13 protein-coding genes and 1 other RNA gene are annotated in these 16943 nt (G+C 40.8%); 8 read left to right on the forward strand and 6 right to left on the reverse strand.

Translation table 11 applies throughout. The features are described from left to right. Positions 1 to 26 precede the first annotated feature (26 nt). Complete coding sequence (locus tag MXE38_RS05080) at positions 27 to 968, forward strand: flagellin (protein ID WP_246912863.1); 942 nt, start codon at positions 27 to 29, stop codon at positions 966 to 968. A 162-nt stretch (positions 969 to 1130) separates the two neighbouring features. Here the strand turns inward: MXE38_RS05080 and MXE38_RS05085 are convergent, their stop codons facing one another. Together MXE38_RS05085 and ssrA are read right to left on the reverse strand one after the other, a co-directional pair. Further along, complete coding sequence (locus MXE38_RS05085; RefSeq protein ID WP_246912864.1) at positions 1131 to 2114, reverse strand: calcium/sodium antiporter; 984 nt, start codon at positions 2112 to 2114, stop codon at positions 1131 to 1133. Positions 2115 to 2264: 150 nt separating this feature from the next. Continuing rightward, positions 2265 to 2629, reverse strand: a transfer-messenger RNA (tmRNA) gene (ssrA, locus tag MXE38_RS05090). A 189-nt stretch (positions 2630 to 2818) separates the two neighbouring features. Here ssrA and nlpI point away from each other — a divergent pair. Then, positions 2819 to 3871 (forward strand): lipoprotein NlpI, encoded by a 1053-nt coding sequence (gene nlpI, locus MXE38_RS05095; RefSeq protein WP_246912866.1) that lies wholly within the window; start codon positions 2819 to 2821, stop codon positions 3869 to 3871. Positions 3872 to 4115: 244 nt separating this feature from the next. On the opposite strand, the gene MXE38_RS05100 is transcribed toward nlpI, so the two are convergent. Next, positions 4116 to 5213 (reverse strand): LacI family DNA-binding transcriptional regulator, encoded by a 1098-nt coding sequence (locus MXE38_RS05100; RefSeq protein WP_246912867.1) that lies wholly within the window; start codon positions 5211 to 5213, stop codon positions 4116 to 4118. Positions 5214 to 5665: 452 nt separating this feature from the next. Between MXE38_RS05100 and MXE38_RS05105 the strand changes: the two genes are divergently transcribed. The 6 genes from MXE38_RS05105 (at position 5666) to MXE38_RS05130 (ending at position 13288) form a co-directional block, all read left to right on the forward strand. Further along, the gene (locus tag MXE38_RS05105; protein WP_246912868.1) at positions 5666 to 7234 is read left to right on the forward strand and encodes a sugar ABC transporter ATP-binding protein; all 1569 of its coding nucleotides are present in this window, start codon (positions 5666 to 5668) and stop codon (positions 7232 to 7234) included. Between the two features lie 50 nt (positions 7235 to 7284). Further along, positions 7285 to 8307, forward strand: coding sequence for an ABC transporter permease (locus MXE38_RS05110; protein ID WP_246912869.1), 1023 nt, complete (start codon positions 7285 to 7287; stop codon positions 8305 to 8307). A gap of 377 nt (positions 8308 to 8684) precedes the next feature. Beyond that, entirely contained in the window at positions 8685 to 9602 is a 918-nt protein-coding gene (locus MXE38_RS05115; RefSeq protein ID WP_246912870.1) for a substrate-binding domain-containing protein, read from the forward strand. Positions 9603 to 10519: 917 nt separating this feature from the next. After that, positions 10520 to 11203 (forward strand): D-lyxose/D-mannose family sugar isomerase, encoded by a 684-nt coding sequence (locus MXE38_RS05120; RefSeq protein ID WP_246912871.1) that lies wholly within the window; start codon positions 10520 to 10522, stop codon positions 11201 to 11203. A gap of 117 nt (positions 11204 to 11320) precedes the next feature. Further along, on the forward strand, positions 11321 to 12274 hold the full coding sequence (locus MXE38_RS05125) for an ROK family protein (protein ID WP_246912873.1): 954 nt from the start codon (positions 11321 to 11323) through the stop codon (positions 12272 to 12274). A gap of 18 nt (positions 12275 to 12292) precedes the next feature. Beyond that, the gene (locus MXE38_RS05130; protein WP_246912875.1) at positions 12293 to 13288 is read left to right on the forward strand and encodes a hypothetical protein; all 996 of its coding nucleotides are present in this window, start codon (positions 12293 to 12295) and stop codon (positions 13286 to 13288) included. An 87-nt stretch (positions 13289 to 13375) separates the two neighbouring features. On the opposite strand, the gene MXE38_RS05135 is transcribed toward MXE38_RS05130, so the two are convergent. The 3 genes from MXE38_RS05135 to MXE38_RS05145 all read right to left on the reverse strand — a co-directional run. After that, positions 13376 to 14566 carry a cysteine desulfurase family protein gene (locus MXE38_RS05135; RefSeq protein ID WP_246912878.1) on the reverse strand — a complete coding sequence of 397 codons (1191 nt, stop codon included), beginning with the start codon at positions 14564 to 14566 and terminating at the stop codon, positions 13376 to 13378. A gap of 411 nt (positions 14567 to 14977) precedes the next feature. Next, entirely contained in the window at positions 14978 to 15436 is a 459-nt protein-coding gene (locus MXE38_RS05140) for a metalloregulator ArsR/SmtB family transcription factor (RefSeq protein WP_246912881.1), read from the reverse strand. Positions 15437 to 16160: 724 nt separating this feature from the next. Further along, on the reverse strand, positions 16161 to 16943 hold a 783-nt coding region (locus tag MXE38_RS05145), incomplete at its 5' end, for a transposase (RefSeq protein ID WP_246912883.1).

The following is a 16943-nucleotide window of genomic DNA, read 5'->3' on the forward strand; positions in this document are numbered from 1 at the left end:
GATGAAACGAAATGGAGTTTAAGGAAATGGCTTTATTTATTAATACCAATATTTCATCTTTGTATGCTCAACGTGCTGCTCAACGTGCTAATGACTCTTTAGACGTTTCTTACCAAAGATTATCCTCTGGCCTTCGCATTAATAAGGCAAAGGATGATGCAGCAGGTATTCAGGTAGCCAACAATCTTACTACCCAGTTAGACGGCTTAACCCAAGGCAATCGTAATACTCAGGATGCTTTAGCTTTCTGCCAAACCATTGAAGGCGCATTGGACGAAGTAACCAATATGCTCCAGCGTATTCGTACTTTATCTGTTCAATCAGCTAACGGTACCAATACCGAGCAAGACCGCAAGGCCTTACAAGTAGAGGTTAATGCTTTAGCTGATGAAATCCAGCGTATCGCTGAGGACACCACCTTTGCTGGCGCTGATGTGCTCAATGGCCGTGCAGGTATCTCTACCTTCCAATTAGGTGCCGATCCTTCTTCTATCGTAAAGATTGATCTTACCCAAGCTATGGACGTAACTGGCATTGCTGCTTTAGCCGCCAAGTACTCTGGTGCAACTTTCGATTACGATGCTAATGGCGATGGTCAGATTGGTCAAAATGAAAAATTAAAGTATTCTGATATCTTTCAGAACAACCATGGCAACACTCCAGGCATCAATATTTCTACTGCTGAGAATGCTCAGAAAACTTTAGCTGGTATTGATGGCATGATTAACGCCATTAACCGCAAGCGTGCTGAGCTTGGTGCTTTACAAAATCGTTTTGAGGCTACTGTACGTAACCAAGATTCTATTAAGGAAAATGTTGCCTCTTCACGTGCTACTATCCGTGATACTGACTTTGCCGAAGAGACTGCTAACTTAACTCAGCAGAACATTATTCAGCAGGCAACTGCAACTATTCTTACTCAAGCTAACCAGCGTCCACAAGTAGCTTTAAACTTATTAAACCGTTAATAAGAACAGAATTTCTCATAATTTCTTTAGACTCTCATTAGGCATGGGATCTAGAGTAGCTACTAAAGTTCTCTTAATTTAGTGGCATTGGATGCTATGCCAACAAAAAACCACCAAGTTAACACCTGGTGGTTTTTTTATATATGCACAAGCCATTAGTTTCTAATGGCTAGTTGCAAAGAAGGCTGTGCTTATTAAATATACAGTGTAGGCAATATAGCTAAGTAATAGTAGCGCACCTTCAAAGCGATTAATGCGAGCTTTACCCTTTTTGCCTAAGGCAAAGATTAATAGGGCCACAGTTAAAGCGCACATTACAGTGACATCTCGAGTTAATACCTCAAAAGACACTTCCATTGGCGCAATAGAGCCTGCAATACCTACCACAGCTAAGGTATTAAAAAGATTGGATCCAATAATATTACCCAGCGCAATATCATGCTCATTTTTAATGGCGGCAATAATTGATGAGGCAAGCTCAGGTAGTGAAGTTCCTACGGCAACAATGGTAAGTCCAATAATTAAATCACTAATGCCTAAAGCATGAGCTATTTCTACAGCGCCCCATACCAACATACGAGAGCTAACAATCAAGAGCACTAAACCTAATACTAGCCACATAATAGCTTTTGGCAAGGACATGCTGCTCTCTTGAGCGTCTTGGGTGTCTTGGGCATCTTGAGGGGCATGATTTTTCTTTTTGAGCTCTTGGTAAATGGTGGTGCCCATAATCAAAGCAAAGACAGCTAATAAGATAATGGCATCAAGGCGAGTTAGCTCACCATCATAGATTTGCCAGGCAGCCATGGCACTAATAGCTAATAAAATAGGTAATTCTTTACGTACCACTTGGCTAGAAACAGCAATTGGGCTAATTAAGGCAGTAAAGCCAAGAATAAGACCTATATTAGTAATATTTGATCCATAAGCGTTGCCAAGAGCAATACCAGGATTACCCGCAGTTGCCGCCAGTGCTGAAACTACCATCTCAGGAGCTGATGTTCCAAAGCCTACAATGATAATTCCAATGAGCAGTGAGGGCATACCAAAATAGCGTGCGGTCGCAGCAGAACCATCTACAAAGCGATCGGCACTCCAAACCAATAAAATAAGGCCAGCAATAATGGCCGCAATAGGCAAAAGCATAAATACCTCAATAGAGAAAAGATAGATGCGTTGTGTAGCTTAGATTTTAATGCAAATTAGGCAGGATGTTGTATGAGATAAAAATGCAAACAGGCCTCAAATTGGACGGGCTAACGTGCAAAATGAGGCCTGCTCTTAGAAATCTAGATTTGGTGGAGGTGGTGGGATTTGAACCCACGTCCCAAAAGGCTCTACCGTTGGTACTACATGCTTAGACTTCTCTTTGATCTTAGTACTGGCTGCGGAGAGTCACGCCACCGAGTACCCAGCTTGATAAAAAATTTAATGCTTCCACCTCAAGCGGGGCTTCCACACGAGCTAGTGAAGAAACTGACACCAGATTTGCTAAGCGACACTAGCAGGGCATTAGCTCTGATGGCCTTACGCAGTGTTTTAAGCTGCTAAAGCGTAGTTTTCGTCGTTTGCGACTATTTTAATGGACTTTTAGCGAGGCAATCCGCCCTCGACATGCACCTCAGGCTCGGCAACTTCCGGTCGAATCCAGAATCACCCCCTAAAGTAGCTTGATTATATGGCAAATAGTAGGTATTTTGCAATAAGAATTTTTTTGCGAAAAACCAATATGATTAATTTTGTACAAGGATCCAAAAGATCTTATTAAGCTCATATAATAAGAAATTGTTGTCTTAAGGTTTTTCTATAGCTTATCAAGCAAAGTTGAGTGGCATTTTTGAGGTTGGAACATGGCGGATTTAAGCTTAAAGCAGGTGTTTTATAAAGTTATTTTAGGGGCAAGTCTAGGCTTGTCTTTAGGTGCTTTAAGTGCTTGTTCTGTAGTAAGTGATGAGGTAAATGTCTTTACTCCAGCTTTAAATTCAAAGTTTTCTATTCCTAGTGATGAGATCATATTAGTAACACCTGATGTTATTGAGCGTGAACAATATCAAATGTTAATTACTCAATTTACTCAGGCTTTAGGTAAAGAAAACTTAACTCATGAGCAAAAGGCCCAAATACTCTATCAATTAGGCATTATTTACGATCGCTTAGGATTGGATGTAACAGCCCGCAATATGTTCCTAAGCTCCCTTATCGAAGTGCCAGATTATGCTCAAGCCTATAATTTCTTAGGTATTTACTTAGCTAGTGCTGAGCGTTTTGCTGATGCTTACGATGCTTATGACTCGGTTTTAGAGTTAGATCCTGATGAGAAGTATGCCTACTTTAATCGTGGCATTGCCCTTTACTATGGAGATAGAGCTAAATTAGCTATTAGTGATTTAGAAAAGTTTTACTCTTTTGACCACAATGATCCTTTCCGTATGGCTTGGTTATACATTGCAGAGCGTCAGGCCTATGGTAAAGACTATGCTTTAGAGCATTTAGCTAAGCGTAGAGCTGCTGTGGATAAGGAAGTGCCTTGGGGCTTAGAGGTGCTTGATTTCTTAGCAGGAGATATTAGCTCTCAAACATTGATTCAGGATCTTAAAGAGGCCGATATTGATAAGGTAGAGCGAGCCCGCCGTCTTTGTGAAGCCTATTTTTATATGGCTAAAGATGCCGCTTTTGATGGTCAATATAAGAGAGCCTATGATCTTTTCCATTTATGCGCTGCTACCAATGTAACTGGCTATTTAGAATATCGCTATGCTCTTATGGAAATCATGCGTTTTGAGCGTCAAGAACTAGTAGCCAAAAGCGATCAAAAAGCTATCGAGCAGCAAAATTTAAAAGACAAACTCCTCAAAGACCAAGCTAAAGATGTCCTAAAGAAATTTGAGGCCCTAAAAAAGTAAGCAAGTAAGCATGCATGTTTACTGCTTAATGCCTGTTAGGACTGGCATTAAGATGGTTGCTTAGGCTGGCAACAAGTTGCCAGCGCCAGCGCCAGTACCAGCTTATGCTCTAGATTAAGCTCTGGCTCTAGCTAGTACTAAGAGGGCCTTTAGGGCTTGTGGTGCGTGCAGGGCCTGGCATGCATAACAGCGCCATCTGGGCAAGATAGGCTGGCAGGGCCTTTAGGGGCTGGTAGGGGGTGCCTTAAGCTTGGCTGCTTTTGTCTACACATAGTTGAGGTCTTAATAGACGGGCTTCAACATTATCTGAGTATTTATGCTCAATACGATCTATTAGGCGATTAATGGCTAAATCAGCTGCCTTAACTAAAGGATGGGTTAAAGAAGGCATCTTATAAGGCAAGATAGAAATCCAATCAGGGTTATCAAAGGTAAATACCTTTAAATCTTTATTAACCTCAAGTCCCTGATCATAAAAGCCTTGCACAATACCAGCTGCAATGGAGTGGTTAGCTGCAATAAAGCCATCAATAGGATTTTGCCCTGTGATCTTAGCAGGGTTATCACTACTCTCAAGCAAAAGCTGCGCTACCTCTTTATTTAAGTCTGAGCCTATTTCTTCTACAGAGAAATTCTTATTACTCTCAATAATGGTATTAGTAAGTTTGCGGGCACCATCAATTAAATCTTGAGCATTTACTCCTTTAATAAAGTAAGAATTGTACTCAAGCTCTTGAGAGCAGTTTAAGAGTGCTAAATGACGTGATTTAAAAGATGAAATACGGTCGATATTGCCAAAGATAACACTAAGATGTTTACAGCCTTGCTCCTTTAAATAGGAAGTAGCCATTTGCATAGCTGCGGTGTCATCCATTCTAAATTCATCATTCTTACAAGTTGAGGTGGAGCGGTCTAATTCCACTACTGGAATATGATTAAAGTGATCCAGTAAAGAGGCTGTGGTAGAGGATGGAATAATAACCACACCACAAACATTGAGTACTAAAAGACGCTCGATTGACTCACGCTCTTTAGTGCGACTTTCATCAGTGGAAAGCAGTACAGGGAAATAACCTCTTTTAAAAGCTATGTCCTGCATAATGTTGGCAGCTTGAGCAATGAGGCTGTCGCACAAATCATTTACTACAATACCAATAGTCTTAGATTGTTGCTTTCGTAAATTGCGAGCTGAAATATTTGGATGGTAGCCTGTTTCTTTGATGTAGTTGAGAATCTTTTGGCGTGTTTTGGCTGCAACCTTATCAGGTGCTGATATGGCGCGAGACACAGTAGATGGGGCTACGTTCAGCTTACGAGCAATATCAATTAAAGACTCAGGCATAGCAGATACACTCTCCAACAATAAGATTAGCTATTATGCAAACATTAGCATTAAGTCCAGATTAAGAGCAATAGTTGTTAGTGCCAATCTCGAACTACTAAGATAATTGTATCAGACCTAGTTAGGTCTCTTTATAACCTAAAATCATAGCAACGTTAGCTTAACTTTTGCAGTTTTGCGGAGGCTTGTAGGGCTCAATGCTGCTATGTTAATAGCCATTTTACTAAAAATAACTACTAATTATTTAAAAACATTTGGCTTAGATATGAGAAGTTAGACAATTTTAACAACACCTTAATAAAATGTGATCTGCGCTTGAATAATTGCAATCGTTTGCAAAATATACCAACCAAATGAGAACTATCTCTCGTTTTTATGATAGATACCTGTCTAAAATTAACAAGCCTGCCATTTTTGTAGTTTTATTTCACATGTTTCTGAGGGTATTGAATATGGAAAACAATGTTCAATCAAATACCACCAACGCTGCTGAATCTAAAGAGGTAGTAGTTAAATTATCTAAGATCTGCAAGTCGTTCAATGGCGTGCCTGCCTTAGTTGATGTTGATTTTGAACTACGCAAGGGTGAAGTATTAGCCCTATTGGGTGAAAACGGCGCTGGTAAGTCCACCTTAATGAAGATCTTAAGTGGTATTTATACCCGTGATAGCGGTCAAATGCAGATCTTCGGTCAAGATATTAAGGTGCAAACAGGTGATTTAGCTCGTGAGCTAGGTATTGCTATTATTCACCAAGAGTTAAATATGTGTCAGCACTTAACTGTAGCTGAAAATATCTTCTTGGGTAGAGAAAAGGTATCAGCAGGCGGCTTTTGGGTACGCCAAAAGGAAATGAACGCTGCCGCTAAAGAAGTATTAGATCACTTGAATGTAGACTTCCCTCCAACTGCTATTACCTCTACTTTATCTGTTGCTAAGCAGCAGATTGTTGAAATTGCTAAGGCTCTTTCTTGTAATGCTCGTATTTTGATTATGGACGAGCCAACCTCTGCCTTAACCTCCAATGAAATTGCAGATTTATTCAATATGATTCGCCGCCTCAAGAGTGAGGGCGTGTCTATTGTGTATATTTCCCACCGCTTAGAAGAACTCAAGCACATTGTTGATCGTGTATCCATTATGCGTGATGGTCACTACATTACCTCTATGGATTTTGATGAGAACAAGATGGATCAAATCATTGCTCATATGGTGGGCCGTGAGATTACTGATCGCTTCCCACGTGTTGAGTGTGAAGTAGGTGAGACCTTATTCGAAGTTAAAAACCTCAATGCTGGCCGCATGGTACGTAACGTTAGCTTAAATGTTCGTCGTGGTGAGATTTTAGGCATTGCAGGTCTTATGGGTGCAGGTCGTACTGAGACCACCCGTGCTATTTTCGGCGTAGACCCTAAAGAGTCAGGTCAGATTATTGTTAATGGCCAAGAGGTCAAAATTAATAGTGTAGCTGATGCTATTAAGGCTGGTATTGTGCTTGCCCCTGAGGATCGTAAGCGTGACGGCTTATGCACCAAGCTACCTATTCGTGAAAATATTGGTTTGCCAAATTTAGATTGGTTATCTCAAGCCTTAGGTATTGTAAATCGTAAACAAGAGATGGATACCGTAGGTAAGGAAGTTAAGGATTTAGCCATTAAGGTTTCTAATGTAGACAATGATGCTGCTTCCTTATCAGGTGGTAACCAGCAAAAGGTGGTAATTGGTAAGTGGTTAGCTCGTGATTCTAAAGTGGTTATCTTTGATGAACCTACACGTGGTGTAGACGTGGCTGCAAAAGTAGAAATTTACAACATTATGAATAAGCTTAAGCAAGAAGGCGTAGCTGTAATGTTTGTATCATCAGAATTACCAGAGGTTTTAGGCATTGCTGATCGCATTATTGTCATGTGCGATGGCCGTGTTACTGGTGAGCTAATGGCTAAAGAAGCCACCCAAGAAAAGGTCATGAAATTAGCTACCACCTTTGAGGACAAGTTCTCTCAAGAAAGCGCAGAGGCTTAATTAACTTACGCTCTTTGCTCAGTGTTTGACTTATATATCAGGGAAATTCTATGGAAAACCAGAGCTTCTTGGGCCGCCTATTTGCCATTCGTGGCATGGGACAGGTTGTGACAGTAGGTCTAGGCCTTATTATCTTATGTTTGGCTTTCTCCTATTTAAACCCTTACTTTGCAACTAGTCGTAATGCGGCCAACTTGTTACGACAAATTGCGCCAATTTTATTAATTGGTATTGCTCAATCATACGTATTGATTACTGGACAGATTGACTTGTCAATCGGCTCGGTAGTTGGTATGTCATGTATGATCAGTGCTACTTTAATGACCAAGGGCTTTGATCCTTGGGTTGCCTCTGCCATTGCTTTAGCTTGCTGTATGGCTGTGGGTTTAGTAAACGGCTTGTTGGTATCTAAATGTAGGGTTGCTGCGTTTATTGCCACCTTGGGTACTATGACTATTGCTCGTGGTATTGCTCAGATTGTTAACAACAACTTCAATACTGATTCTATTGGTGAAGGCGCTGAGGTTTTCCGTAACTTCTTCTACTATGGCAAAACTATGGGCATCTACAATACTATTTGGATTGCCTTAGTATTATGGTGTGTATTTGCTTTCTTGTTATCTAAGACTCGTACTGGCCGCCATATTTATGCTGTAGGCTCCAATATGGAAGCTGCAAGATTATCTGGTGTATCTGTACCTCGTACCATTACTACAGCCTACTTAATCTCCTCATTCTGTGCTGGTGTCGTAGGTTTAATTACCTGTGCTACTGCTGGTATGGGTACTATGGACTCTGGCAACATGTATGAGTTATATGCTGTGGCGGCCTCTGTTATTGGTGGTGTATCTACCTTCGGTGGTCAAGGCTTACTCTTAGGTACTGTAATTGGTGCTGGTATCTGGGGTGTGCTCCAAAACGGCTTACAGTTTGCTGGTGCCCCACTAGCTATCAGAAATATCGTTATTGGTATTATTGTAGTAGTTTCTGTGCTCTTAGACGTAATGCTCCGCTCTGGCAGCATTAAGAACTTAACTAAGAACTTTAAGTTCTTACATCCAGTCAAGAGCTAGGAATACTTTAAAAATATCATCCAAACCATAGTTGCTCATAATAGTTAATGTTGTGTATCTAAGTTCTTGATCTAAGCTGCAATTTAGACATGAGTTGCTATGGTTTGTTAACTCTTCAGATTAGAATAAACAACAGACTGCTGTTAACTACAGTCTGTAGTAGTTGTTCAATTAAACAATTTTGCTATTTCACTTCTAAAGAAATTAAACACTCTTTAGATCACATGCTAAATAGTTTTTATCTAATTACGGCGACGCATTTAACGGTCTCGTTTATTAGATCATACAATCGTTGTGTTTTTACTGAAAGTGCCACTAACAGTTAAGACTTTTGTTAGCAGGCTGCTTTAATAGTAATGTCTTTTGGAGCCTTATCTATGAAATTTTCTCGTCTCGTATGTGGTCTTTTCGCAGCTGCTGCTTTAACTAGCTCTTCCATGGCTATGGCTGAGGACTATAACGTATTCTTAATTACCATGGATCAAAACGACCAACACTGGGTACGTGTTAATGCTGGTGCCGCAAAAGCTGCAGAAGAGCTTGGCAATGTAAAACTTCAGTGGAATGCTCCTGATCTTAAGGATGACGCTAAGCAAATCGAAGTTATTAACAATGCTGTAGCTGCTGGTGCTGATGTATTGTTGTTAGCTGCAAACGGCCCAACTGCTGTTACTGCCGCTTTAAAAGAGGCTGACTCTCAGGGCGTAAAGATTATTTATGTAGACTCCCCAGCTGATTTCCCTGGTTTAAAGACCTTTGCTACAGATAACTTAGCTGCTGGTACTACTGCGGGTCAGAAGTTAATTGAAACCTTACAGAAAAATGGTGTCGAAGAGGGCCGTATTGGTATCGTAGGTGTTAACGCTGCTACCAACTCCACTGTAAACCGTGAGTTAGGCTTCCGTAAGGCTTTTGAAGGCACTAAGTATGAGATATTGCCAACTCAATACTCTGATGGCGACACTGCAAAGGCTAAGGATATTGCTGCTAACTACTTCAACCAAGGCTGTGTAGCCGTATTCGGTACTAACGAGGGTTCTTCTGTAGGCGCTGGTAATGCTGTAAAAGAGTTCGGCGAGGGCGTTTATGCTGTTGGCTTCGATAAGTCCAATATGATTCTTTCCTTAGTAAGAGGCGGTCAGTTATCCGCTGTTATGGCTCAAAACCCAGAGGTTATGGGTTACGAAGGCGTAAAGGCTGCTGTAGCTGCTATGGAAGGTAAGGACTTAGGTGAGAAGTACGTTGACACTGGCGTATCTGTAATCACCAAGAAGAACATGGCTGATTTCTTATAATATCCAATTAATTCACTCTACACCTCAATTGATAACACTAAAGGTCGCTTAGCCAAAAGGCTAAACGACCTTTTTTACGCTCACCTCACCTCGCATCTAAATCCAATCCTTTCAAGCCCCACGCCACAGCTAAGCCCTCTACCAAGTGGCCAATGCCACAGCCAAGGCTATAGCCATGGCCAAAGCTAATGCCAAGGTCAGATCCCTCACGGCTAGAGCCAGAACCAAGGATAATGCCAGATTCTTAACTATGTCGAGCCAGGGCTAGAGACAGGGCTAACGCCAGATTCTCAACCAAGGCTAACGCCAGAGCTGAATACCCAAATCTAATGGCAATCATAGTTTCATGGCATGGCATGGCATGGCAAGGCATGGCATCGCACCAGTTACTGCGCTAGGAGCTTGACTGTCAGGGGCTAGCTCTTTGCTTTGTTGGCCGTGAAATTATCAGTAGGGCAGTAGCTATTGGCTATTAGATATGGTGTTGATGGGCGTGGATAGATGGTGGTGGGGCGTTTGCTTGTTTGGTGGATTGAGCGGGCGTGAGAGGGCGCTCTTATGAGGTGATTTTATGCAAAGGTTTGCTTTATAGGGAGGGCTTGGCAAAAGTCTTGTAAAGATGCACTTTATAATGTGTTTTAAGTCTCGAATTTATTAATAATTTGCTTACAAAACATGCTTTTTACGTTATGATTAATGCAAACATTTGCATAAGTTATTGAGGGCTTAGCATTGCTTTAGTCTCTCTTAATTTAGTAGATATGAGCTTTTGGCCTTTTGCTTTTAGTCGTAAATATGGCTCAAGGTAGGCAAATCTAAGCTATTAACCTCTGTCGAAGCACAAAACTTTTTTAACCTAAATAAGGAAGGAGGCGGTACTTGCCATAAAGTTTTAATGGTTAGGGTACCGATTTGGAATGAAGCGTTCTTTTATTAATAAAATTGTTGACGAAGCTATCGAGTTCTCTAAGTCTTTACACATGACTTTACCTAAGTTTGCCTATATCAGTGCTGAGGATTGGAAAAAGGCTGATCAGGATTCTTGGGCTGAGGTATTTGATTTAGAGTTAGGTTGGGACGTAACTGATTATGGTTCTGACGACTTCTATAAGTCAGGCACCTGCCTTTTCACTTTACGTAACGGCTCCTTAAAGGACGAGCGCTACAATAAGCCTTATGCTGAGAAGATGATGATCATTGAGGATGGTCAGGTTCTTCCTTATCACTTCCATACCTACAAGATGGAAGATATTTTAAACCGTGGTGGTGGTACCTTATGCATTAAGTGCTATTGGGCTACTGAAGATGATAAGTTAGACACTGAGCGTCCTGTTGAGATTACTTTTGACTCACAAAAGGTTGTTTTCAAGCCTGGTGATGTTATCCGTATTCCTGTAGGTTCTGGTGTAACTTTACCTCCACGCCTCTATCACAGCATCTGGGCTGAGGATGGCAAGGTAATGAGCTGGGAAGTATCTAAGGTTAATGATGATCATACCGACAATACTTACTTAGCTGGCTGCCCACGCTTTAGCGAGATCGACGAGGACGAGCCAATGAAGTGGTGCTTATGTAATGAGTACGACAAGGTTCGCAAGTAATTATTTAGTCTAAGCTCTTAAAGCGAGAGCTAGCTTTAAAGCTCATAGCAAAGGCTTGCCATTACGATGGTGAGCCTTTGTTGTATTATAGCTAAGCAGTTATTGAGGAGTTTTTTTATGAGCAAATTTAGTTTAGGTGTGGATTTAGGTGGTACTAAAACTGAGATTATTGCCTTAGATGACAAGGGTAATGAGTGTTTTAGAAAGCGTGTCAGTACGGTAAAAGGATCTTATGCTGACACCATTAAAACTATTAGTGGCTTAGTCAATGATGCCCAAAAGCATATTAACTGTCAGTGCCCTATAGGTATTGCCATTCCAGGTACTGTCTCCAATAAAACTAATGTCATTAAAAATGCCAATTCCTTTTGGCTCAATGGTCATGATTTAAAAGCTGATTTAAGTGCTGCGGTTAACAATGATGCTATCTTCTTAGAAAATGATGCCAATTGCTTTGCTTTGTCCGAGGCTGTAGATGGTGCTGGTAAAGATGGTTCATTAGTGTGGGGCTTAATTTTAGGAACAGGCTCAGGTTCTGGCTTAGTGCATGATAAAAAGATCTGGCGTGGCCGTAACCTTTTAGGGGGTGAGTGGGGACATAATCCACTACCTTGGTTAAGTGAAGCTGAGATGCAAGACTGGGCAGACGTAAAATGCTTTTGCGGCAAGAAAAACTGTACTGAGACTTTTGTCTCTGGAACAGGCTTAGAGCGTGAATATGCTAAACGTATTAATCAGTTTGACCCTGATGCTTTGGTTTATCCTTTTTCTAGCTTACAGATTATTGAAAAAATGCATGCTCACGATGAGTTAGCTAGTGAGTGTTTTAAGGACTATGTATCACGTCTAGCCCGTGCTATTGCTAACTATGTAAACTTTCTTGATCCTGATGTGATTGTCTTAGGTGGTGGTATGTCCAATATTGATGAGATTTATGACTTACTACCTAATGAAGTTAGCAAATACATCTTTGGCGGCGAGTTTGATACTCCTATTGTCAAAGCTCAATTTGGCGGCAGCTCTGGTGTAAGAGGCGCAGCCTGGCTTCCAGATATGCATAATGCTATGTAGAAATTATCGAGGTGGTCTATGGAAAATCCTATTTATTTACAGTCAAAAACAGGCTCTCTACAAGCTATAGTAGATCTTAATGGCGGCATGCTCTCTCAGTTATATGCCATTAAAGGTGAAAGTAAGCATGCTATTTTCCATCAAGCTCCATGGCTCAAGGAAAATTATTACCAAGATAAAGCAGGCCTCATGGAGCACTTATCTGGAGAGTGGGCTTGTGTGCCTTTTGGCTTTGTTAACTCTGATAGTTCTTTGTTTTTAGCTAATGCTCCTCATGGTCTACCATGCCATAGCACTTGGTCAGTAAAAGAGCTAAGTGAGGATAAGAGCAAAATTACTTTAGTTTATGACTATCCACAGAGCAATGATTTAAAGAGCATTGAGCGTACTATTGAGTTAGGCGAGGATAGGGTTTATCTAAGCTTTAGCGTTATTGCTCATAAGGATTGTGCCGCTCCTATGGGCGTACACCCAGTATTCCCAACTGCTGGTAAGGATAACGAGCTTGAGCTGGAAATTGCTGGCGATGGTATGGTTTATGGTATTGAGTGTGAGCCTAAGGTTAGCCGCTTGGTAGTAGGGGCACATTTTGATGCTTTAAGTGCTATACCTCTACAAGAGCAATATCATAATCTTGATGGTAATAGTAGTGTTATGGATGGCACTCATTTACCAAAGCCTTATCACACCGAAGAAATTGTCCAGATGCTCCATCCTAATGGTCAGGCCATCTTAAAGTACAAGAATAAGGGCATTAAAGTTACTTTATCTTGGGATAAGGAATTAATTCCTACTTGTTTATTGTGGATGAGTAATTATGGTCGTAAATTCGAGCCTTGGCAGGGTAAGAATTGTTGTTTAGGTATTGAGCCTATTGCTGGTGCATGGGATTTAGCTGAGCAGTCCATTAAAGAGGACAACGCTATTGCAAAGGCAGGAGTGGCCACTACAGTAGCCCTAAAAGCACAAGTTCCAACTACCTTTAAGTACGAGATTGCCATTAGCGATTTGTAAGCTAGTGTAGTTGCCCAATTCCAATTCAAATAAAAACCCAAGCTGCTGTTGGAGCTTGGGTTTTTTAGTGTTGTAAGGTAGCAACAATTATTTTTTGGTTAACATGGCTACTGTTTGCTTGATTTGCTCGAAGGCTAGATCAATGTCTTCTTGAGTGTTGTAGCGGCCAATAGAAAGACGTAATGAGGCGCGGGCGAGATCATCATCAAGACCAATTTCACTTAAGACATAGCTTGGCTTTAACTCTTTAGAGGAACAAGCAGAACCAGTAGAGCAGGCTACTTTACGTAAGCTTGGGATAAGATATTGGCCCTCAATATTTTTAAAGCTTACAGAAACTACTCCAGGTAAATGAGGGGTAGAACCATCCTCGTTATAGCCATTAATTTGAGCATTATCGATAGTCTTAAGTAGACCAATCAAGCGCTCTTTTAAAGCACTAACATGGGCAATAACTTGCTCTCTTTCTTGAGCCATGATCTCAAAAGCTTTACCCATAGCAGCAATTTGATGAGTAGCTAAAGTACCGCCACGTAGTCCCTTTTCATGGCCACCGCCAACTAATAAAGGCTCAAGCTCAATATTCAAGTCTTTTTTAAGATAAAGCGCACCTACACCTTTAGGGCCGTAAATTTTTTCTGGGGTTAAAGTTACCATAGCCACAGGTGATTTAGCTAAATGTAAATCATACAGGCCATTGCTTTGGGCACAATCAGAGTGGAATAGAGCACCATGATCCTGAGTAATTTGGGCTAATTCATCAATATCATTCATTGAGCCTAACACGCTGTTGGCTTGAGAGATGGATACTAAGAAGGTATCATCAGTTAAAGCCTCTTTAAGCATAGCGGCGCTAATAGTGCCATCGGTGCGTGGTTTTAAATAGATGATGTTAAAGCCATGATGAGCTAATTGCTCAGTGCTTTCTAATACAGCTTTATGCTCAATGCTACTAGTAATAATAGTGCGGCGAGGATTGTTAATTTTATATTGAGCATAGCTTAGACCCTTAAGGGCTAAGTTATTACTTTCAGTCGCTCCAGAAGTAAAGATAATCTCTAAAGGAGAGCAGCCAATAGCTTGAGCAATTTGATCACGAGCATTTTCAATAACCTCAGCAGCTTCCCAACCATAGACATGATCTTTAGAAGCGCTATTACCAAAAGTGCCCTCTTGAGATAAACAAGCCACCATAGCCTCAATAACTCTTTCATCCATTGGGGTAGATGCGGCATTGTCAAGGTAAATAGGGCGCTGTGTAGCTACTTTAGTTTTCATAAATTCTATCTTTTAATAAACAGTTGAGGGCACATGAGGCTATGCCTGGCTCTGGTCAAGGCCATGGGCCTTCGGCCTATGACCTAAGCCCTGGCCTTTGCCAGGGCCAGGCCCTATGGCCTGTGCCATAGGCCTTGGGCGTGTCTGTGCCTGGAGGCGTAAGGAGTTTAGGATATTGCTAAGGGTAAGTGGTAGTTGCCAAGGCTTGGGTACTTACTCTTGATGAGCTTAAGCTCCATTATCTTTAATAAAGGAATTAGTGAAAGGTTTCCGAAAGTTCGTTTACTGTAGGCAGGTAGTGTTGTTAACGAACTTTACTAAACTTTCACTAGTGCCCGGTTAGCTTGGGACTAATTGGGTTTAGCCCTTAGGGGCTTTGGCAGGTAAGCTAACCAATAGCTAAAGCTCACATTAATCTTCTTTGATATGTTCAATGGCAGTGGCAATTACTTGGAACACATGATCATCACATAATCCATAGTAGTTTTTGACACCATCTCTTTTTACCGTAACCAGTTTGCGCATTCTTAAGGTAGCTAATTGGTGTGAAACAGCCGAGATTGACATATTGGTTTTCAGGGCAATATCGCCTACTGATAATTGCTTGTGCTTAAGTAATAAATAAACAATATTAAGACGGCTAGGGTCGCATAAGGCCTTAAAGAATGCAGCTAAAATTTCTGCATCATCACTTGAGAGCAGCTCGCCATTGGCAACAGCCAATTGATGGTCGTTAGAGCTAGCTCCATGGCAGCAACCACAAGTACACTCTTGAATCTCGCGCTCTTTTGCGCTGTTAAGAGTAGATTGATCTTGGCTACTATCAGCCTTGCTCTTAGAGCGGGATTTACTGCTTTTAGCGGTGGTCATAAAAAATTTTAATTGCCTCAAGAAAACCAATCAGCTACCTAAAAAACTAAGAGGTAAGCCTAACAAAATGAGGCTTATCTTAAGCAGCTTTAAGGTAAAGAAAATAAAATTGCTTAATTGTAAGGTTTAATAGCTGCCATTAAAAGCGATTATTATAAAGTTTCAGGCAATTTATCTTCTTTGAGTAGGTAGTCAACAAACTTAGGTAAAGTAGTGCCAGCCTTGCCATAATAAGCTTTTGTAAAGTTGGAATGAACCGAGCTTGGCTCTAGATTAAACTCTAAACATGGAATGCCACGGTTGCGACAAATGCTAGCAAAACCAGCAGCAGGGTAAACTACACCTGAGGTGCCAATAGCAATAAAGAGATCGCACGTGAACTACTCCCTCCAAACCTTGCGGTTATGGAGGGAGCTTCTTGGGTTGGTTACTAGGTTCCCTTTTATGAGACCTCCTTACTCACTCTTAGGTTACCATAATTATTAACTTCCCTTAATAACCTCGCCAAATCTCATACGGTCAAAGAGTTAACCGCATCGGCTGGTACACGCAGCCGCTATCTACGATAGTCTCTTTACAGGGACATTTCGGATACATTTATTATATAAGCGCTTCATCGAGTAAAAAGCACTTGCAAGGAGCTTGGTTGACTATGAACAACTCCATTATTCATGGAGATTCTTACCTTGATTATTAAGTTGCCCTAATAACCTAAACAATATTGTCAAAGGGTTATCCTTTTCGGCTGGTATATACTGCCGCATTTAAGTATCCCCTTTACAGGATCATCGCCAAATGCTTTTCTTATGATATTAATACTGCCATTAACATCAGCATTGAGTAATGCACCATTTTTAGCTTTATAGAGTCCGCGTTTTACTCTTTTGCCGCTAAATACAGGATTTTTGACTTGTCCGTAAGTTGGAATAGGGTCGAGATCTATACTGCTTGCTTTGCTTGTATAGCTCTCTTCTACTACAACCACATTAATGCCATACTCTTGAGCCTTGTATTTAATCTTCTCTATCAAAGAATTATGAGGGATAAAGACAAACTTTTGATTGTTTACCTTCCCTAAATTACAAGACTGCTTCCAGCCATTGTTATGACCAATCACAATTGTACCAGTACCAGTTTTGATGCATAACTCAACAATATAACGAGATACCTTATGAAAGTAATCATTAATCCAGTTATATCGTTTTGCCGATCTAGCAGGAATAAGATCTAGCTTTCCAATTGAACTAAGTCTAGCTCGTTCTTTGTTGTAGCTATTATTGATGGTCTTGATTGTCTTGCCGTTAATCAGAACAGGGCAACTACCCGGCTGATTGATTACTATGGTTGCAAGATTATCAATGCCAAGATCAATACCCATGATATTCTCTTTATTAAGAGCAACATCCTTGGCAACATCTTCATTTTTGTAAACTACATCAATGAAATAACAGTTTCCTAAAGGTACAAAACGAATATCTTGCACAATAGCTTTATCTGCTTTCTCATT

It is taken from the genome of Anaerobiospirillum sp. NML120448 (assembly GCF_023050945.1).
Lineage (GTDB): Bacteria > Pseudomonadota > Gammaproteobacteria > Enterobacterales > Succinivibrionaceae > Anaerobiospirillum.